Origin of the sequence: Sporosarcina sp. A2, assembly GCF_050858885.1 — a bacterium.
Taxonomy (GTDB): domain Bacteria; phylum Bacillota; class Bacilli; order Bacillales_A; family Planococcaceae; genus Sporosarcina.
Genome location: NZ_CP193898.1, coordinates 3,104,754 through 3,122,679 on the forward strand (window position 1 = coordinate 3,104,754; position 17,926 = coordinate 3,122,679).

Annotated in this window: 22 protein-coding genes, 1 tRNA gene and 1 other RNA gene; 22 read left to right on the forward strand and 2 right to left on the reverse strand. The window is 41.3% G+C overall.

What is annotated here, in order from left to right; translation table 11 throughout:
- Nucleotides 1–107 precede the first annotated feature (107 nt).
- The 7 genes from ACRPI0_RS15760 (at nucleotide 108) to ACRPI0_RS15790 (ending at nucleotide 4,299) form a co-directional block, all read left to right on the forward strand.
- Complete coding sequence (locus ACRPI0_RS15760) at nucleotides 108–683, forward strand: hypothetical protein (protein WP_432353717.1); 576 nt, start codon at nucleotides 108–110, stop codon at nucleotides 681–683.
- A gap of 91 nt (nucleotides 684–774) precedes the next feature.
- Entirely contained in the window at nucleotides 775–963 is a 189-nt protein-coding gene (locus tag ACRPI0_RS15765) for a hypothetical protein (RefSeq protein ID WP_432353718.1), read from the forward strand.
- A gap of 244 nt (nucleotides 964–1,207) precedes the next feature.
- Complete coding sequence (locus tag ACRPI0_RS15770) at nucleotides 1,208–1,336, forward strand: hypothetical protein (protein WP_432355988.1); 129 nt, start codon at nucleotides 1,208–1,210, stop codon at nucleotides 1,334–1,336.
- A 223-nt stretch (nucleotides 1,337–1,559) separates the two neighbouring features.
- Nucleotides 1,560–1,718 (forward strand): hypothetical protein, encoded by a 159-nt coding sequence (locus ACRPI0_RS15775; RefSeq protein ID WP_432353719.1) that lies wholly within the window; start codon nucleotides 1,560–1,562, stop codon nucleotides 1,716–1,718.
- A 464-nt stretch (nucleotides 1,719–2,182) separates the two neighbouring features.
- On the forward strand, nucleotides 2,183–3,049 hold the full coding sequence (locus ACRPI0_RS15780) for a GNAT family N-acetyltransferase (protein ID WP_432353720.1): 867 nt from the start codon (nucleotides 2,183–2,185) through the stop codon (nucleotides 3,047–3,049).
- 329 nt (nucleotides 3,050–3,378) lie between these two features.
- Nucleotides 3,379–3,732: a cell division protein FtsK gene (locus ACRPI0_RS15785; protein WP_432353721.1), complete on the forward strand. Its 354-nt coding sequence runs from the start codon at nucleotides 3,379–3,381 to the stop codon at nucleotides 3,730–3,732.
- A 117-nt stretch (nucleotides 3,733–3,849) separates the two neighbouring features.
- Entirely contained in the window at nucleotides 3,850–4,299 is a 450-nt protein-coding gene (locus ACRPI0_RS15790) for a DUF1569 domain-containing protein (protein WP_432353722.1), read from the forward strand.
- A 342-nt stretch (nucleotides 4,300–4,641) separates the two neighbouring features.
- On the opposite strand, the gene ACRPI0_RS15795 is transcribed toward ACRPI0_RS15790, so the two are convergent.
- Nucleotides 4,642–6,009, reverse strand: coding sequence for an aspartate kinase (locus tag ACRPI0_RS15795; RefSeq protein WP_432353723.1), 1,368 nt, complete (start codon nucleotides 6,007–6,009; stop codon nucleotides 4,642–4,644).
- A 157-nt stretch (nucleotides 6,010–6,166) separates the two neighbouring features.
- Between ACRPI0_RS15795 and ACRPI0_RS15800 the strand changes: the two genes are divergently transcribed.
- The 5 genes from ACRPI0_RS15800 (at nucleotide 6,167) to ACRPI0_RS15820 (ending at nucleotide 10,798) form a co-directional block, all read left to right on the forward strand.
- Entirely contained in the window at nucleotides 6,167–7,459 is a 1,293-nt protein-coding gene (locus ACRPI0_RS15800; RefSeq protein WP_432353725.1) for a homoserine dehydrogenase, read from the forward strand.
- Between the two features lie 3 nt (nucleotides 7,460–7,462).
- The gene (gene thrC / locus ACRPI0_RS15805) at nucleotides 7,463–8,521 is read left to right on the forward strand and encodes a threonine synthase (RefSeq protein ID WP_432353726.1); all 1,059 of its coding nucleotides are present in this window, start codon (nucleotides 7,463–7,465) and stop codon (nucleotides 8,519–8,521) included.
- Nucleotides 8,522–9,418, forward strand: a complete 897-nt coding sequence (thrB, locus tag ACRPI0_RS15810; RefSeq protein WP_432353727.1) for a homoserine kinase — start codon at nucleotides 8,522–8,524, stop codon at nucleotides 9,416–9,418.
- A gap of 244 nt (nucleotides 9,419–9,662) precedes the next feature.
- Nucleotides 9,663–10,418, forward strand: a complete 756-nt coding sequence (locus tag ACRPI0_RS15815) for a DUF2087 domain-containing protein (protein ID WP_432353728.1) — start codon at nucleotides 9,663–9,665, stop codon at nucleotides 10,416–10,418.
- Between the two features lie 23 nt (nucleotides 10,419–10,441).
- Nucleotides 10,442–10,798 carry a GIY-YIG nuclease family protein gene (locus tag ACRPI0_RS15820; protein ID WP_432353729.1) on the forward strand — a complete coding sequence of 119 codons (357 nt, stop codon included), beginning with the start codon at nucleotides 10,442–10,444 and terminating at the stop codon, nucleotides 10,796–10,798.
- 118 nt (nucleotides 10,799–10,916) lie between these two features.
- On the opposite strand, the gene ACRPI0_RS15825 is transcribed toward ACRPI0_RS15820, so the two are convergent.
- Nucleotides 10,917–11,009 (reverse strand) — tRNA-Ser (locus tag ACRPI0_RS15825).
- A 127-nt stretch (nucleotides 11,010–11,136) separates the two neighbouring features.
- Between ACRPI0_RS15825 and ffs the strand changes: the two genes are divergently transcribed.
- The 10 genes from ffs to ACRPI0_RS15875 all read left to right on the forward strand — a co-directional run bounded on the left by ffs (nucleotide 11,137) and on the right by ACRPI0_RS15875 (nucleotide 17,909).
- An RNA gene (gene ffs / locus ACRPI0_RS15830) (signal recognition particle sRNA large type) lies at nucleotides 11,137–11,404 on the forward strand.
- A 195-nt stretch (nucleotides 11,405–11,599) separates the two neighbouring features.
- Nucleotides 11,600–13,381, forward strand: a complete 1,782-nt coding sequence (gene dnaX, locus ACRPI0_RS15835) for a DNA polymerase III subunit gamma/tau (protein ID WP_432353730.1) — start codon at nucleotides 11,600–11,602, stop codon at nucleotides 13,379–13,381.
- Between the two features lie 26 nt (nucleotides 13,382–13,407).
- A complete protein-coding gene (locus ACRPI0_RS15840; RefSeq protein WP_025783656.1) occupies nucleotides 13,408–13,728 on the forward strand; it encodes a YbaB/EbfC family nucleoid-associated protein in 321 nt (106 codons plus the stop codon).
- A gap of 11 nt (nucleotides 13,729–13,739) precedes the next feature.
- Nucleotides 13,740–14,336 carry a recombination mediator RecR gene (gene recR / locus ACRPI0_RS15845; protein WP_432353731.1) on the forward strand — a complete coding sequence of 199 codons (597 nt, stop codon included), beginning with the start codon at nucleotides 13,740–13,742 and terminating at the stop codon, nucleotides 14,334–14,336.
- Nucleotides 14,333–14,563 (forward strand): YaaL family protein, encoded by a 231-nt coding sequence (locus tag ACRPI0_RS15850; protein WP_432353732.1) that lies wholly within the window; start codon nucleotides 14,333–14,335, stop codon nucleotides 14,561–14,563. Before recR ends, ACRPI0_RS15850 begins: the two co-directional genes overlap by 4 nt.
- A 63-nt stretch (nucleotides 14,564–14,626) precedes the next feature.
- Nucleotides 14,627–14,890, forward strand: a complete 264-nt coding sequence (locus ACRPI0_RS15855; protein WP_432353733.1) for a pro-sigmaK processing inhibitor BofA family protein — start codon at nucleotides 14,627–14,629, stop codon at nucleotides 14,888–14,890.
- A 106-nt stretch (nucleotides 14,891–14,996) separates the two neighbouring features.
- Complete coding sequence (locus ACRPI0_RS15860) at nucleotides 14,997–16,448, forward strand: aminotransferase class I/II-fold pyridoxal phosphate-dependent enzyme (protein WP_432353734.1); 1,452 nt, start codon at nucleotides 14,997–14,999, stop codon at nucleotides 16,446–16,448.
- Nucleotides 16,441–17,070 (forward strand): dTMP kinase, encoded by a 630-nt coding sequence (gene tmk / locus ACRPI0_RS15865; RefSeq protein WP_432353736.1) that lies wholly within the window; start codon nucleotides 16,441–16,443, stop codon nucleotides 17,068–17,070. The genes ACRPI0_RS15860 and tmk overlap by 8 nt, the downstream gene beginning before the upstream one ends.
- A 47-nt stretch (nucleotides 17,071–17,117) precedes the next feature.
- On the forward strand, nucleotides 17,118–17,447 hold the full coding sequence (locus ACRPI0_RS15870; protein ID WP_025783662.1) for a cyclic-di-AMP receptor: 330 nt from the start codon (nucleotides 17,118–17,120) through the stop codon (nucleotides 17,445–17,447).
- Nucleotides 17,448–17,468: 21 nt separating this feature from the next.
- Nucleotides 17,469–17,909 (forward strand): YaaR family protein, encoded by a 441-nt coding sequence (locus ACRPI0_RS15875; protein WP_432353737.1) that lies wholly within the window; start codon nucleotides 17,469–17,471, stop codon nucleotides 17,907–17,909.
- Nucleotides 17,910–17,926 lie beyond the last annotated feature (17 nt).

Sequence of the window (17,926 nt, forward strand, 5' to 3'; positions counted from 1 at the left end):
GTACTTTTTCAGTAAATTGGTATGATGAATAAACGAATCCTCAGCTTCAATGGTGCCAAGTTACCGACTTACTAATCTTTCATACTAATATACGAGGAGATTTTGAAATGGAAAATGCATTGTATATTAGAACTGAGGCTTCTCACTCATTAAATTTTTTGGTTTATATCCAAAATCTGTACTTAAATCAAAGCCTGAGTAGAGATGACTTGAAATTCCCACATATACCTACAAAATGTGTGTTTCGAAAAGATTTCGACGTGTGTTTTAACGGGTTATGGGATGAAGTCTCGAAGAAAATTTGGGAAGATCCTCTATACGATTTGAAATTATTTGCAGAAGAAAAAACATTTTATCAAGGGTTGTTTATTGATAATGAGGCAACTTTATATGAATTTAGAGAAATATATCAATCATTTCTAGTTTGGTGGAGCAGCATTGCTGGGCATTTTTCAATAGAAAGATCTATTGATGAAAAAGTACAAGAAACATATGCAGAACTAACCAACTTGCTTAATAAAAAAGGCATTAACCCTCGAAAGGAATTATTTATCAGTTTAATTTATGATGAATGCTTACTAGCAGATTTTGAACCGTATTCTTATTTCACAATTCTTTCTACGAGAGATTTTTTTATGCATTGTAAAGAGTTAATCTCGAAATTAGAGACAAGCATTTATTAAAATAATGGGTGCAATTCTTGAAGAAGAATTGCGCCTTTTTTTCAGTAATAGGGCCATTTTGGAGAGAAAAGATGAATAGGGGGGATTATTTATGATTATGTTTGTGTTTATCAATTTCTATCTAATGCCTATCTTCGCAATAGTTTTTTCTTTAAACCTTGTAGGGGTAATCAAGAAAGTAAAGAAAGATGAGTCCACCGCAACTAATACATTTTGGTTAACATCATCTTTTGCTTTAATAGTTTGGAGTATTGCAGTAACGGCAGGTGCAGGTTTATAAGAGTTTCCCTTGGTTAGCTGTTAGCATTATTTTTCAAACAATCTGGTGCAATTCTGAAACAAGGATCTGCAGATTTTCAGTAATAGGGGCAAATAAAAAGGATGAAGTCATAGAGCTTGCTAACTTCTTGGCTAAATATAAACCAACTAAAATTGCATTAGTATGGGAAAAGGAAGGATAAAACAAATTCAATGATGAATATTGAAATTTTAATGGTAATTACGAAATAGATGAAATTCAACAGATAAGTTTTAGATTAGCTCAAAATCTACGACACGATAAATTATATGTTGTCAATTGGAAGAGTCAGCTAAACCAAGAAGATATGACACCGCTTAATCAGGAGATTCAAACTCTTATCCTGATGTATTGAAAGTAATGGAGGATACGATTAGTGGTGCACTATTAATTTATTCAGATTCTTTAGTAACTGATTCTTATAGAAAGTTAAATGATATAGAATCAATAAATGAGTTAGAAAAGATGTGCTTATAACAAGTACACTTCTAAAGTAAAAAGATTTACTTCAGTAAAACAAGGTATACTATATTTGTTGAACAGATTCTATTTAAGGACAAGAAAAGTAGGTGAATAAATTGGGGAAATATCAATTAGATTACAAAGGTATGAAGGCTGTGTCAAAGTATTATGAAAAACTCAAGCCTGCAAAATTTGATAAAAAGCAGCAACTTGAAAAAATTCGTACGGAGTATTTGGAAAAAAAGCAAAAACAAACAGATAAATCGTCTGAATGAAAAAGGGATTATATGTGAACATGCTGTTTTCAAGTTATTTTTAACTTTGTGCATAATAGTAAGGGTTTTATCGGTTTGGGGTATTACAAAAATACAAATAGTGAAATTTCGACCTACAATCTGAGACAATGATTGAATAAAGGGTTGTTCTTCAATCGGTCCAAATCATTTAATAATAACTTCTAGTAGGTAAGAGACTTCTAATTCAAATAAGAATTGGCGGTCTCTTACGTGCTTCATATTGTTTGTTTTATCACACAGCTGAACTTGTTACACCTATTGAAGGTAATAGAATTGCATGCATTTGCAACATACAGTTTAGACATTACTGGAAATTATATTAGAGTTAATTCGTGTACAAGCAACTGATTTTAATTTGTAAGTTAGACAAATTATCAAGGGAATTATTAAGAAAATATTTACCATAAGATGGTTCTTATTTCAATAAAAAGTGAGGATAACCCATGAACATTTTGTATAAATTAATGTCTTCAGTAAGCTTTGAAGAAGCGCATGTCCTGTTTAATCGTGGATTTGAAGGCTATTTAGTGCCAATGAATTTACCTTTTGATACATTCATAAGTCGATTTGGTAATGATGGATTATCTCCAGCATTATCTATCGTTGCATATGATGGGACAGTTCCAATCGGCTTTGTGCTCCAAGGAATTAGAGAAGTGGATGGTCAAAAGATTTCTTGGAATGGTGGAACAGGTATTATTCCAGAATACAGGGGGAGGAAATTAGGTTATTCCTTGATAGATCAAGCGGAAAAACTCTTAAAGGAACTTAATGTTTCTGTAGCAACTTTAGAGGCGCTTTCTGAAAATAAGGTAGCTATATCTTTATATGAAAGTTGTGGTTACAAAGTAGAGGATGATCTACTCTTTTTACGTTCAAATGAAATCTTAGATAGTAAGTTACCGATTCTTGAAGGTTATGAAATTATAAGAATTCCGGCTACCCAATCTATTGGATCAAATTTATTTTCAACTATCGTCCCTTGGCAAACGGATGCTAGTAACACGCCAAAACTAGGTGGAGAAGCTGTGATGATTTCAAAGAATGGAGAGGTGCAGGCTGCTTGTCTTATTCGAAAAAAATGTGTGTTTGGAAATAAGACGGAAAGCATTACTTTATTTCAGGTGAAGGAAAATGGGAATGAAGATGCTCTAAACAAACTCCTTGCTTACGCATTAGAATATGACCAATCTATCAATCGTACAACTTATAACTTCTTAAAAGGAAATGGTTGTGTAGTTTCATCTTTACTGGAAAGCGGTTTTGAAAATACCTCAATATCACAAGTTTTCATGACGAAAACTTTCTGAAATATCCGGTTAATCGTCCGAAAGAGTGTATGGACTAGTTGCGTTTTAATTCGTTGCACTCCTGGGCAAGATACAACTCGGACACTATTCTAATTTGCGTTAGAGTTATTTCGTGCACCGGTAGCTACTTTTATTTAATTATGAAATCACCTTAAACATTCACGTTAATTTCTCATGAGAGACCATTCACTTAAACGAAGTCTGATAATCCACTTAATGGTTTGATATAACATAGTAGATATATTAAAATCGTGAGTTCGGCAATCGGGCAAGATTAAGTAATACTTGAATGATACATACTGGAATAATTTAAAGAGTAGGTGCATTGTATGAAGACATTTAAAAAATTAATTGCTTTCCTAAATAAGCTGAAAGAAATTGATATTTGGGGAGACGATAACCAAAACGAAAGTGTGTCGGATAAAAAAAGAGATTACATGGACAGAGTACCGACTCAAAATCCTTATGGGCTGGTAGGGTTGATTTTGGGTGGAATTGCGTTTGCTTTCGGACCGAAATATGGTTTTATCCCCGCTATATCTTTAATCTTTTGCATTGTAACGTTTTTTACTTTTGATAAAGAAAAGGAAGATAACCCTTGGCCCTTTTACTTGGGGATTGTACTCTCGTTGATCGGTTTAAGTATGTTTATTTCTGGGGAGGATCACCATTTAATACTTTAATTGTAGAGTATTGAGTTTTACCGCAATCGGATGCAGTTGCCGAAGAAGTATTGTGCCTGAAACAGGCCTAATTAGTTAAGAAGATTAGCTCATTATAAATAAAGGGGATATGCACTAATGAAAAATATTTTTAATCATATGCATACAGCAGAAGTTTTGAAGCGTATTGACAAATTGAGTCCGAATTCACAACCGAAGTGGGGGGAAATGGGTGTTGCCCAAATGCTAGCGCACTGTTCATCTTTCCAAGACATTGCCATGGGAAATTCTTTTCCACCAAGGAGTTGGTTAGGAATAATAGTAGGAAGGTTTGCAAAACAAATGGTTTACAATGACAAGACATTGCCTCACAATATGTCTACTATTCCAACCATTTTGATTGCAGATGATAGAGAATTTGACATAGAAAGAGAAAAGCTTATACAAAAAATTATCACATTCCAAAATAATGGACCAGAGAAGTGCACAACTCATCCGCATCCTTTTTTCGGAAAACTTACTTCTGAGCAATGGGGTAAAGGAATATACAAGCACCTTGACCATCACCTTAACCAGTTTGAAGTTTAAAGATTGAAAAACAAAATGAAACGGCGTGCAGTGTTAATTGAAGAAAGTATTATTAGCCTAATTGCTATTCTTGTTTATAGGATGAACGATGCTTTGATTTATTCTCAATTACTATTTGAAGCAACTAACAGTATGTCTCTTTATAATCATTTGTTTTGCCTTAAACGAGTGCAATTCTGGAATTTAGGACTTGTACTTAATTAGGAAGCTAACTTTTAGTGGTTTTGTGACTGGAAATAATACATCACGCTTTGCATCTTTATACGTGAAGAACATCGCAAATAGATCGGCAACGAAAAAGAGAGCCTATTCGGAGTATCCGAACAGGCTCTCTTTTATCATTTAAACATGTACAACAGCTGTTTGGAAAAACTCCTCATACAGCGAGCGAAGCACATCCGTTTCATCTTTCTTATGGATGCCGAACACGAGGCTGACCTCGGTCGATCCCTGGTTGATCATTTGAATGCTTGCACCGGTTTTCGCGATTGCAGTTGCTGCACGCGCCGTCAAACCGGTCGTATCTCGCATACGTTCCCCTACAAGTACGACCATAGAGTAATCGCGACGGAAATATGCATCGTCCGCTTCCAACTCATCTTTCACGCGACGTAAAATGCGCGCTTCTTTTTCTTCAGTTAAAAATGTATCTCGGATAATGACGGACATATTATCGATTCCTGAAGGCGTGTGCTCAAATGGAATTTCTTCCTCTTCTAAAATTTGAAGCAAGCGTCGTCCAAAACCGATTTCTACGTTCATCAGATATTTATCAACAAACAATGTAGAGAACCCATCATCCGCGGCAATCCCGACAACAGGACGCGTGCCACATTCACGTTCCTTCACAATCATCGTACCTTTTGCACTCGGGTTGTTCGTATTTTTAATGCAAACGGGAATCGACCGTAAGAATGCAGGACGTAACGCCTCATCATGGAATACAGTAAAACCTGCATAGGAAAGCTCCCGCATCTCGCGGTATGTCATCGTATGGATAGCACACGGTTGGTGCACGACGTTCGGATTTGCGGAGAATACCGAATCAACATCCGTGAAGTTTTCATACAGTTCAGCACCTGTAGCTGCAGCAAGCAAGGAACCGGTAATATCGGAGCCTCCCCGATTGAATGTACGGAGTGTTCCGTCTTTTGTATATCCGAAAAATCCTGGAAACACGACAATACCGTTTCTATTCCGCAATTCGGCTAGGAGTTCCTCCCCTTCAGGAAGCGCCTGTACACGTTGCGGGCGTTCGTTAACAAGTAAGCCGCCATCTTTAGGACAGACGTAAGTCGCGTCCATGCCAATGGACTGTAAGTAGGTAGCTATGAGTTTTGCATTGTTGTCTTCACCAGACGCTTTTAAGCTATCCATGAAAAGAATTGGATCTTCTTTGTCGAGGGCGAGTCGTTCACGCAAGTCTTGCTCAATCACCGCTTTCATCGAGCCATCGAGTCCTAATCCTTTAGCAATCTCGTCATAGCGTTCAAGAACTTGTTGCAGTTCTGAATCAGTATCTTGCCCGATTAATGCTTTTTCGGCTAGGAGAATAAGAAGATCAGTCACCTTGGTATCTTCACTGAACCGTTTACCTGGAGCGGAAACGACAATAATTTTTCGGGATGAATCTGAGTGGATAATGTTTGCTACTTTTTTGATTTGTTGAGCCGATGCAACAGACGTTCCGCCAAATTTACAAACCTTCATTTAATCAGATCCAATCTTTAATTAATTGTGACTTGTGTGATATATTGAATAACAATACCACGATAGGGTTGTTCTGTGAAGACTTTCTCTTTATACTGTCTTTATGTAAAGGACAATTGTTGTTACATAGTGTACATACAGCGAGGGGAATCGTCAAATGGAAAAAGAGATAGGCATCGGATTACTTGGTTTTGGAATTGTAGGAAGTGGCGTCGCTAAGATTTTACATAATCATCGCGAAGACTTGCAGCACAAACTCGGCGTTCCAGTGCGCATAAAACGCGTGTTGATAAAAGATAAAAACAAGGAACGGGAAACGGACTTACCGAAAGAGGCATTCACAAATCAGCTAGATGACCTATTGAATGATGATGCAATCGATATCATTGTTGAAGTATTCGGTGGAGTGGATGACGCGAAAACGGCTATAGAGCGCTCTTTAAAAGCAGGTAAAGGTGTAGTTACAGCAAATAAAGATGTGATGGCTGTGCACGGGAAAGAATTACTTACATTAGCAGACCAAAATAGTTGCGATCTATTTTATGAAGCAAGTGTAGGTGGTGGGATTCCTTTGATTCGTACACTTGAAGACGGTCTTGCTTCTGACCGTATTACATCGTTGCTTGGAATCGTGAATGGTACAACGAACTTCATCCTCACAAAGATGAAGGAAGAGAAGAAGACGTATGAAGATGCGCTTGCTGAAGCGACAGCCCTAGGTTATGCGGAAGCAGATCCATCAGCAGACGTGGACGGAATTGACGCTGCTCGTAAAATGGCCATCCTCGCGTCGCTTTCCTTCTCGACAGAAGTCCACCTCGATGATGTCTACGTACGAGGACTGAGTGTTATTCAAGACGGTGACCTCGAGCTTGCGGAGCAATTTGGCTATACCATTAAAATGGCGGGTTCTGCAAAGAAGGACGAAAACGGTATTGAAGTCGCGGTGGAACCGGTATTCGTTAAAAATGAACACCCCCTGGCTTCAGTGAATAACGAGTTCAATGCAGTCTATGTTTATGGAGATGCAGTAGGGGAAACGATGTTTTATGGACCTGGCGCTGGCTCGTTGCCGACTGCAACGTCTGTCACTTCTGATATTGTAGCGGCTTGCCGGAATCTTTTACTCGGTGTGAACGGGAAAAGGATTCATTCCTATCAGTTTGAACGCAAAGTGAAGTCGGACGAGCAGAAATTCGCAAGCTATTTCCATAGGATTTCTGTTCAGGATGAAATCGGTGTATTATCTCGCTTATCTTCCATCTACAGTCGGAATAAGGCGAGTCTAGCAACGGTAATTCAGCATGCGGATCCGAAGCGCGAAGATACAGATCTAATTTTTATCACACATTCGATTTCAAGGGACCAACACGTTAGAGTCATTGAAGAATTAAAAGATGCACCAGAAGTAAATGGCGTGCTGAGCCATTATCGAGTAGAGGGGGACTGACAAATGAGAAGATGGAATGGATTAATAGACGAATATCGGGAATGGCTTCCTGTTACGGAGCAGACTCCTGATTTAACTTTACAAGAAGGAAACACACCACTTATTCATTTAAAAAACCTATCTGAGCAGTGGGGTGTAAATCTATATGTGAAAACAGAAGGTGCGAATCCGACGGGGTCATTTAAAGACCGCGGTATGGTGATGGCGGTCGCTAAGGCAAAAGAAGAAGGCAAAACGACTCTAATTTGTGCGTCAACGGGCAACACTTCAGCATCGGCTGCAGCTTACGGCGCGCGCGCAGGGATGCGGACAATTGTCGTCATTCCGGAAGGTCGGATAGCACTAGGGAAACTGGCACAAGCGAAGATGTACGGTGCTGAAATACTTGAGATCGAAGGCAATTTTGACGAAGCATTACAGATGGTACGAGAAGCTGGTGGCGGCGATATTGCTCTTGTCAATTCAGTCAATCCCTACCGGTTGGAAGGACAAAAAACAATCGCATTTGAAACGATTGAACAACTTGGATGTGTCCCAGACATATTTGCGCTTCCAGTTGGAAATGCGGGTAATATTTCAGCTGCTTGGAAAGGGTTTACCGAGTATGCGGAGAAAAAGGGTGGACACAAGCCGAAATTATTAGGCGTACAAGCAGACGGTGCTGCACCGATTGTTTACGGACGTGTATTCGATCAACCCGAAACGGTTGCGACAGCGATTCGAATCGGGAATCCGGCGAGTTGGCACTTAGCAGAAGCTGCGTTGTCTGAATCAGACGGTCATATCTTATCGGTGACAGATGAAGAGATTCTAGAAGCATACAGCATGCTTGCTGCAACAGATGGCGTCTTTGCAGAACCTGCTTCTTGTGCAACGATTGCTGGTTTGAAAAAGCGAATCGAGTCTGGAGATATTGAGAAAGGAACTACGATTGTAGGCGTCTTGACGGGGAATGGATTGAAAGATCCTGAAACTGCAATCCGAGTCAATGATGGGAAACCATTTATGACACGTGCGGAGTTCGAAGCATTCGTAGCTGACTTGCAAAAGGAGGCGAAGTAAATGGGCAGTACTCCATTTACCGTGACTGTTCCTGCTACAACAGCCAACCTTGGACCAGGCTTTGACAGTATAGGAATGGCGCTATCATTATACATGACAGTAGCTGTGGAACCCGCAGATAGATGGACGATTGTCTATGAAGACGAAGGGCTGAAGGAACTTCCAACTGATGAAGACAATCTAATCGTTCAGACTATCGGAAAAGTGGTACGTCGCGCAGGTCGCGAAACGATACCTTGTTCGCTTCGCGTGAAGTCTAATATACCTTTAGGTAAAGGACTAGGTAGCAGCGCAGCAGCGATTGCTGCAGGAATTGAAATAGCTGACCAGTTGCATAATCTAAAGATGAATCAAAAAGAAAAAATGTGGTTTGGTGTGAGTGTAGAAGGTCACGCCGATAACGTGTCCGCTGCGATCGCTGGAGGAGTAACGATTTCTTTTTACGATCATACATCACTAGAAGTCATGAAGTTCGACGCGCCTCCGATTGGTGGCGTAGTGCTTGTTCCCCCTGTTGAGATGAAAACCGACCACTCTCGTGGACTACTTCCGCATCAATTAGATCACAACAAAGCAACGGAAGGAAGTGCTGCCAGTAGTCTAATGGCAGCAGCCCTCGCAAAAGGGGAATGGACACTCGTTGGACGCATGATGGATCGTGATATCTTCCACGAACCATATCGTAAAAAGATGTTCCCTGACTTCGATGCAGTTCGGGAAGAGAGTCACGCACTTGGTGCTTATGGTATGACCCTAAGCGGTGCAGGTCCATCACTGTTCGTCGCTGTACATGCAGGACGTGAAGAAGAGGCGGCCTGTGTACTTGAAGAGAAATTCCCTTACTACAAATGTATTGCCGTCACACCTGTTGAAAAAGGTACAACAGTAAATGAATAATCTAAAAAGCAGAGGTCACATTTGCATAGCGCATGTGCTTCCTCTGTTTTTTTGTTTCCATAATTCCTATCGTGAAATGTATAAACGGATTGGCTTAATGTTGGTTCTACAATAGGTGGTAAACAAAAAGTGTTTGTTTTTGGGTTGACACAAGAGGAGTGTAAGAATAGAATTCAAGATGCATAACAAACGATCATCTCAATCATTTGCTTATGATCAAACAAAGAATAGGTGTGTTTGTATAATGGAGAACTTAGAATTGCTTTGGAATGCTTCCTTAACTGAAATGAAAAATGGGTATATCGAAGATCAACATTCTTATACATGTTTACTATGTGGGGAACAAATTGATAAAGGGATTGTCTATCCCGATGGAAATACACTCTACGAAGCAGAACGATACATGCGTCTACATATCGAAAATGAGCATAAATCGGTATTTGATTACTTAATTGGAATGGAGAAAAGACTGACAGGTCTCACCGATCATCAAAACCAGCTGTTACGTCTCTTTTATGAAGGGAAAAGTGATAAAGAAGTCCAGCATGAATTGGAAATTGGAAGCGTCTCAACCGTTAGGCACCATCGATTTGCATTAAAGGAAAAGGAACGGCAAGCAAAACTTTTCTTGACAATGATGGAACTAATGAAAGAAAAGGGTAACCATACACCAGCATTCATAGCTCCTCACAAAACGGCAAAGATGGTAGATGATCGATATGCGGTCACTGAAACGGAACAACAGGAAATCCTAGAGAAATTTTTACCCGAGGGAGTAAGTGAGGGGTTAACAAAATTCCCACCTAAGGAAAAACAACGACTAGTTGTACTAAGGGGAATTGTTAATCTAATTGATGGTCAAACAACTTACTCGGAAAAAGAACTTAATGAGCTACTAAACCGAGTTCATGATGACTATGTCTTAATTCGAAGATATTTAATCGACTATGGGTTTTTGGATCGTACTGCAGATGGAAGTGAGTACTGGCTTAAAAATTAACAATGGAAAGTGAGTGAATCGAAGTGGATCGTAAAAAGGAACTTAAGCAACAATATAAAGAAACTGCAATTGAAGCAGGGGTCTATCAAATCAAGAATACAGAGAACGATAAGATTTTCGTTGGAAGTACTAAGAATCTTAAAACACTTAATGGAGTCAAGTTCCAATTGGAAACAAACACTCACACGAACCAGCAGCTTCAACGAGAATGGGACCGATTCGGAAAAGAAGTGTTCACCTTTGAAGTGCTAGAAAAATTGAAGAAAAAAGAGGACCCCTATTTCAACGAGAAAGAAGCATTATCGGAACTTCAAGTAAAATGGATAGATCAAGTCCAACCTTACGGAGAACGTGGATATAACAAACAAAGTTCTCTTTGACAAAAGGAAACATTAGATATCACCCCCCTACAAAAGAATATGAAAAAAGCTGTTCACAAGCAGGTTTCCCTGATTATGAACAGCCTTTTTTCTATGTTATAGAAGTGAAACTTATGTATGGAGGAGGTAGAGGGATTCGAACCCCCGCGGGTTTTGACACCCCTGTCGGTTTTCAAGACCGATCCCTTCAGCCGAACTTGGGTATACCTCCGTGTTAGACAAGTAATAATATATCAAGCATCCAAAAAGAAGTCAATACCTTTACTGAAAAAAATGTTGTGAAGAGAAAAAAAGCTATAAGTTGATTTTTTGAATAACTACTCGTATAATAAAGACTGCCGTGCTAGGTGGGGAGGTAGCGGTGCCCTGTCACTTGCAATCCGCTCTAGCAAGACTGAATCCCTTTTCTGAGGCCGTCCGTATTGTAGGGTCTGCCTTTTGCACGTAGTGTTGACATTTGGGTCCTACGCAATGGGAACCCATGAACCATGTCAGGTCCGGAAGGAAGCAGCATTAAGTGGAATTTCTCATGTGCCGTAGGGTCGCCTAAATCGAGCCAACGACAAGAGTAACGCTTATGTGCGGCGGTCGAGGAAAGGTGCACGGCGTACATAGCAAAGCCTCTCATCCTATTTTGGATGAGAGGCTTTTGCATGTCTTGGAGTAAAATATTAGTGCGGATTATACGTATTTGAATATCTAAGATTCCATTGAAAACGTCTTCCTTATCCGACGTCATATTGATGGATTTATGGTATACTAATAGGAATGAATGAAACAAACAGAAAGGGGAGCGGACGGTTGAGTTATCAAGCTTTTTACCGGGTATACCGGCCTCAGACATTCGAAGAGATGTCAGGACAGCAACACGTAAAACAAACACTTCAAAACGCTCTCCTCCATAACAAAACGACCCATGCCTATTTGTTCTCAGGCCCTCGCGGAACTGGTAAGACGAGTGCTGCTAAAATTTTCGCCAAAGCACTCAATTGTGAAAACGGACCTGCTAAAGAACCATGCAACGAATGCGAGACATGCCGGACCATCACAGAAGGTTCCAATACAGATGTCATCGAATTTGATGCGGCGTCCAACTCACGAGTGGAAGAAATGCGAGATATCATTGAAAAGGTCCGGTATGCACCGGCTTCTTCCAAATACAAAGTCTATATTATCGATGAAGTGCATATGCTTTCCAACTCAGCCTTCAATGCGCTGTTAAAGACATTGGAAGAGCCTCCAGCCCATGCTGTATTCATATTAGCGACAACTGAACCCCACAAACTGCCCCTCACAATCATTTCGCGGTGTCAGCGCTTCGATTTCAAGCCGATAACAGCTAATGAGATTGTAGAGCGTATGACACACGTATTGAATGATGCGGCCATCGAAGCCGACAACAGCGCACTTAAAGTGATTGCACAAGCAGCTTCAGGCGGAATGCGAGATGCTCTTAGTATGCTGGACCAGGTTGTTTCCTTCAGTGGAGACCGCGTCACTGCTGAAGAAGCATTGCTTGTGACAGGCTCTGTCGGTGAAGATATTTTTTATCAACTTGCAGAATCAATGCTTACGAAAGATGCAGCCGTAGCGCTAACACTCTTGAATCGCCTCATTGCTGAAGGTAAGGATGTCTCGCGCTTAGCAGAGGATCTGATTACGTTCTTCAGGGACTTACTGGTGTTACGCACCGCACCGGAACTTACGGACTTATTGGAAGTGATTTCAGGGGATGAACGCTTTGTTGCATTGGCCCAGGCTTTCGAACCGGATACGATATATGCTTATATCGATATTTTAGGTGAAACCCAGCAAGAAATGCGCTTCTCAAATCACGCGAAAGTGTATCTGGAATCAGCGTTGTTGAAAATGGTTCAATCGAGAAACTCAGCTTCTACTGGTCAATCAGGTGCAAATGTAACCTCTCCAGAATTGGAGCGAAAAATAGCAACGCTTGAGCGCATCGTCCATGAATTGCAGCAACAACTTGCTTCAGGCGGTGGTGCCCAATCAGGAGACAAAGCACCTGCAGCACGAAAGAATTCATCGAACAACGCACGTTCGTACAAAATCCCTACAGGCAAAGTACACCAAGTGTTGAGTTCTGCTACCAAAGAAGACATTCAAGTGATTCGAGAAGAATGGGCACGTATGATGCAGACAATGCAACGTTCACATTCTGCGCTTCTAGAAGAAACGGAGCCGGTAGCGGCATCGGATAGTGCTTTTGTGTTAAAATTTAAGTATGAAATCCATTGTCTCATGGCTTCTGAAAATGCATCTCTTCGAACTGGTCTTGCTGAAGCATTACGACAGCAAACAGGTAAAGCTTATGACGTTGTCTACGTACCGGAAGAGGGATGGCTCAAGGTTAGAGAGGATTTCATACGCAAGAGTGGAATGACGAAACAGTCAACGCAGCAAGACGGACACTCCGCAGAAAATGGCGATGCTTCCATAGCTGCAAATGTTTCAGAAGTACCGGCGTTTCTTGAAGGTGCTGAATTGACACAAGAAGATGAAATTGTATCAGAAGCAGAAAGATTATTTGGCAAAGAATTCATTACCGTCCATGACGAGTAACTTAACTTAAAGAGGAGGAAATAATAATGCGTGGAATGGGAAATATGCAAGGTATGATGAAACAAATGCAAAAGATGCAAAAACAGATGGGTGAAGCTCAAGAAAAATTGGGTGAAGAACGTCTAGAAGGTTCTGCAGGTGGCGGCATGGTTAAAGTTATCGTATCGGGCGACAAAAAAGTCGTTGAAGTGATTGTAGATCCGTCCGTAATCGATCCAGAAGATGCTGAAATGCTACAAGACCTAATCGTCATCGCAACGAACGACGCAATGGAGAAAGCTGAAGAATTAACGAACTCTACGATGGGACAATTCACGAAGGGATTGAACCTTCCAGGGATGTTCTAGGAGGCAACCACATGCATTATCCAGAACCAATTTCCAAACTTATTGACAGTTTTATGAAACTGCCAGGAATCGGCCCGAAAACAGCGGGCCGTCTGGCGTTTTTTGTGTTAAGTATGAAAGAGGATACCGTACTCGATTTTGCGAAAGCTTTAGTTGATGCAAAGCGGAATTTACGGTTTTGCTCAGTTTGTGGTCATATTACTGACATTGACCCTTGTCATATTTGTCAGGACCTATCGCGGGATCGCTCGCTCATTTGTGTTGTCCAAGATCCAAAAGACGTCATTGCTATGGAGAAAATGCGTGATTATAAAGGTCTCTATCATGTCCTTCACGGTGCTATTTCACCGATGAATGGCGTGGGCCCTGAGGATATCAACGTACCGGACTTGTTAAAGCGGCTACAAAATGAGGAAATCGTAGAATTGATACTTGCGACAAACCCGACAATTGAAGGCGAAGCAACAGCTATGTATATTTCACGTCTTGTGAGACCTTCAGGCATTCCAACAACTCGAATCGCACACGGATTGCCGGTCGGCGGCGATTTAGAATATGCCGATGAAGTGACATTGTCCAAAGCATTAGAAGGACGGCGTCAATTGTGAGACGCTCTAGAGGACTGTTTAGCAAGAAAAACAAGCTGAAACGTGAATACGATGAAAAGTTACGAACATTGATGATGGATACCCGCGAAGAGTGGGAACTGACCAAATCGATAGAAAAGTATGCTGATGATTTTGATCAGGAAGTGCTGGTTCGAAAGAAAATTGCTGAGAGCAATCACTTCTATTTGTATAAAGAAGCGAAAATCAGGAACTTAGGCATCGAGTGAACTAAATGCAAAAGTCTTTGCATAGACTGCTAGTAGTCTACTGTAAAGGGGGCAACTTCTAAAATGAAAGTTGCTATACTTCTCGTACTCGGTGTAGTCCTACTCTTTGTTCTACGATTGACCAAGCCTCAGTTGCAACATGCGGCAGAGAAATTATCAATACTATGGTTCCGGCTCGCTTTTGCGTTTTTAGTTCTCTTTCTCCTTAACATTGCGGGAGGATTTGTTGGTGTCTATGTGCCAATTAATCTGGGTTCTGGGTTTTTGTTAGCCCTATTAGGAATTCCGGGAGCCGCCTCGTTACTAATTCTGGCTGTTTTCCTGTAGTGATTGAAGAGGAGAAAAGAACGTACCCTGAAGTCAGCCGTATTTTCGTGCTGACTTCTTTTACATAGAATACATGTTCAACAAATGACAGAAAGGAGGAAAACTTATGGATCATACAAAAAGACCGGTCGTCGAGGCACTACAGAAGTTTCAAGCAGCTCAACCTGTATCTTTTCATGTGCCTGGACATAAGCATGGCTTACTGTCAGGACTTCCATCAGATCTTAAAGCGGCATTACGGTACGACGTAACGGAGTTGACGGGATTGGATGATCTGCATGCGCCTACTGAAGTGTTGGCGGAAGGGCAAGCGATGCTAGCAGATGCATACGGAGCGAAACAGAGCTTTTTCTTAGTCAACGGATCGACGGTTGGTAACCTTGCGATGATCCGCTCGATTTGTGAACCTGGAGATGTGTTGCTTGTTCAGCGAAATGCTCACAAGTCAGTATTCCATGCAGTTGAGCTAGCAGGCGCACATGCGATCCTCCTCACACCTGAGTGGGATGAACAAACATGTACAGCTGGAGCTTTAGCTGCTAGTACTGTAGACGTTGCGCTTGAACGGCATCCCGACGCTAAAGGCGTCTTTGTTACCTATCCAACGTACTATGGAACAACGGGAAGCGACTTAGAATTGATTGTCGCTAGCGCACACAAGAAAGAAATTCCTGTACTTATCGATGAAGCACATGGTGCACATTTTGTACTTGGCACGCCATTTCCACCATCGGCACTTCAACTAGGGGCAGATATCGTCGTCCAATCCGCCCATAAAACTTTGTCTGCTATGACGCAAGCATCTTTCTTACATGTGAATTCGCATATAGTGGATACAGATCGATTATCCCGATTCCTCTCCATGCTCCAGACTAGTAGTCCTTCCTACGTACTTCTCGCTTCTTTAGACGATGCGCGCTCAATGGTAGCGAATTATTCTGAAAAGGATAAACAAGCATTTTTAGCATGGCGTTTAACCTTCATCGAACAGCTCCATAAAATGAAGGTACTCGAAGTGATTGAGACTGAAGATCCCCTTAAAATTTTGCTGCGCCAAAAAGAAGCGTCTGGGTACACGTTGCAACGTGCTCTCGAATCAGCAGGTATCTTTACGGAACTTGCTGATGAACGACAAGTATTATTCGTTCTTCCTTTGCTTACCGAAAGAACTTCATATTCTACTGATTCCATTTGCAAAGCCATCCATTCAGCTGTGCAAGAGTTGCAAGAGGAAGCAGTACCCACGTCTATTCCAGCAGAACCAGTAGAGCACGAACAACTGAGGAAGTTAGTCATCACGACAAGCAACCCTGTCAGGGATCAAGCGCAATGGGTAGATACTGAGAATGCAGTGGGACGTCAACTGATGGATTCCATTGTTCCCTATCCGCCAGGCATCCCACTTGTCTTAAGCGGGGAGCAATTAACCCAACGGCAAATTGAAGAAGTCTGTCATATGATAGAGTCAGGCGCGAAGTTTCAAGGAGCAGTTAGAGCAAATGGATCAACAGTCGAATTTGAAGTAATGAGTGTACAAGGAGACGATCATATTGGCTAAAGGAACTTTCATCACATTTGAAGGACCAGAAGGGGCAGGTAAAACCACTGTCATCAAGGAAATCTATCGACGCCTAGAACAGCAGGGGAAACACGTTGTTTTAACACGTGAACCTGGAGGCATACGAATTGCTGAGAAAATCAGAACAATTATTTTAGATAATGATCACGAAGAAATGGATGGTCGTACAGAGGCGCTTTTATATGCAGCTGCAAGACGACAACACTTAACTGAAAAGGTAGTACCAGCACTAGTAACGGGTGCAATTGTCCTCTGCGACCGCTTCGTAGATAGCTCCTTAGCCTATCAAGGTTATGCGAGAGGATTGGGCATTGAAGAAGTTCTTACAATCAATGAATTCGCTATAGATGGACTGATGCCGGATCATACCATCTATTTTGACTTATCTCCTGAAGTGGGATTAGCAAGGATTGCATCAAGTGGCAATCGGGAACAAAATCGACTGGATAATGAAACATTGAAATTTCATCAAGACGTAGCTGAAGGGTATCGCCTTGTACAATTAAAATTTCCTGAACGCATTCAACCCATTGATGCCAGTGGTTCGGTAGAAGAGGTTACAGAAATTGTTTGGGAAACGGTTGCATCATTCATTTCTTGAGTGATTTCATGATATAATGAAAGAAAGCGGAAAAGGAGAGATACCTCGTGAAACTTATTGTGGCAGTAGTACAAGACCAAGACAGCAATCGACTTTCATCGGCATTGACAAAAGGTGACTTTCGGGCAACAAAATTGGCGAGTACAGGTGGATTCTTGAAATCAGGGAATACAACATTTTTAATCGGTACAGATGATAGTCTGGTTCCGAAAGCGTTGGACCTTATTCGAGACAATTGCCGTTCGCGTGATCAGATGGTAGCTCCTGTCTCACCGATGGGTGGAAACGCAGATTCTTATATTCCATATCCAGTTGAAGTTGAAGTCGGTGGAGCAACGGTATTTGTTCTTCCAATTGAACAATTCCGTCATTTCTGAGCGATATCGGAGTGAACCCTAATGAAAGTTAATAATGAGGTTAGAACGGGCATTGATAAGCTCCGTAATGATCCTTTGAAGTCCCCTCAAGGCGGACAGCGTTTCGGACAAATGGTTCAAAGACAAGAATCTCGCCTGCATGGAGAACAAATCTCCCGGTTACTCGGAGATATCTCCACGGCAGGTGACCGACTCGCACGATCCCGTAATTTGCGTGATATGGCAAAGTTCAAGATGCTTGTTAAACGCTTTCTTAAAGAGTCCGTCGAAACTGGTCTAAACCTTAAACAGTCCCACACGTGGAACCAGTTCGGAGAAGGCCGGCGACTAAAGATTGTTGAGACTATTGACCAAAAGCTGATTGAATTAGCTGAACAGATGCTACAGGATGAAGAGGCCTCTATGGATCTTCTTGCTAAAATCGGGGAAATCAAAGGACTTCTCATCAATCTATATACATGATGACGTTTTCTGATGGT

Bases quoted from the DNA above. Each gene is read 5' to 3' on its own strand.
- ACRPI0_RS15760 (WP_432353717.1), top strand. From the start codon at position 108: ATGGAAAATGCATTGTATATTAGAACTGAGGCTTCTCACTCATTAAAT.
- ACRPI0_RS15765 (WP_432353718.1), top strand. From the start codon at position 775: ATGATTATGTTTGTGTTTATCAATTTCTATCTAATGCCTATCTTCGCA.
- ACRPI0_RS15780 (WP_432353720.1), top strand. From the start codon at position 2,183: ATGAACATTTTGTATAAATTAATGTCTTCAGTAAGCTTTGAAGAAGCG.
- ACRPI0_RS15785 (WP_432353721.1), top strand. From the start codon at position 3,379: ATGAAGACATTTAAAAAATTAATTGCTTTCCTAAATAAGCTGAAAGAA.
- ACRPI0_RS15790 (WP_432353722.1), top strand. From the start codon at position 3,850: ATGAAAAATATTTTTAATCATATGCATACAGCAGAAGTTTTGAAGCGT.
- ACRPI0_RS15795 (WP_432353723.1), bottom strand. From the start codon at position 6,009: ATGAAGGTTTGTAAATTTGGCGGAACGTCTGTTGCATCGGCTCAACAA.
- ACRPI0_RS15800 (WP_432353725.1), top strand. From the start codon at position 6,167: ATGGAAAAAGAGATAGGCATCGGATTACTTGGTTTTGGAATTGTAGGA.
- thrC (WP_432353726.1), top strand. From the start codon at position 7,463: ATGAGAAGATGGAATGGATTAATAGACGAATATCGGGAATGGCTTCCT.
- thrB (WP_432353727.1), top strand. From the start codon at position 8,522: ATGGGCAGTACTCCATTTACCGTGACTGTTCCTGCTACAACAGCCAAC.
- ACRPI0_RS15815 (WP_432353728.1), top strand. From the start codon at position 9,663: ATGGAGAACTTAGAATTGCTTTGGAATGCTTCCTTAACTGAAATGAAA.
- ACRPI0_RS15840 (WP_025783656.1), top strand. From the start codon at position 13,408: ATGCGTGGAATGGGAAATATGCAAGGTATGATGAAACAAATGCAAAAG.
- recR (WP_432353731.1), top strand. From the start codon at position 13,740: ATGCATTATCCAGAACCAATTTCCAAACTTATTGACAGTTTTATGAAA.
- ACRPI0_RS15855 (WP_432353733.1), top strand. From the start codon at position 14,627: ATGAAAGTTGCTATACTTCTCGTACTCGGTGTAGTCCTACTCTTTGTT.
- ACRPI0_RS15860 (WP_432353734.1), top strand. From the start codon at position 14,997: ATGGATCATACAAAAAGACCGGTCGTCGAGGCACTACAGAAGTTTCAA.
- ACRPI0_RS15875 (WP_432353737.1), top strand. From the start codon at position 17,469: ATGAAAGTTAATAATGAGGTTAGAACGGGCATTGATAAGCTCCGTAAT.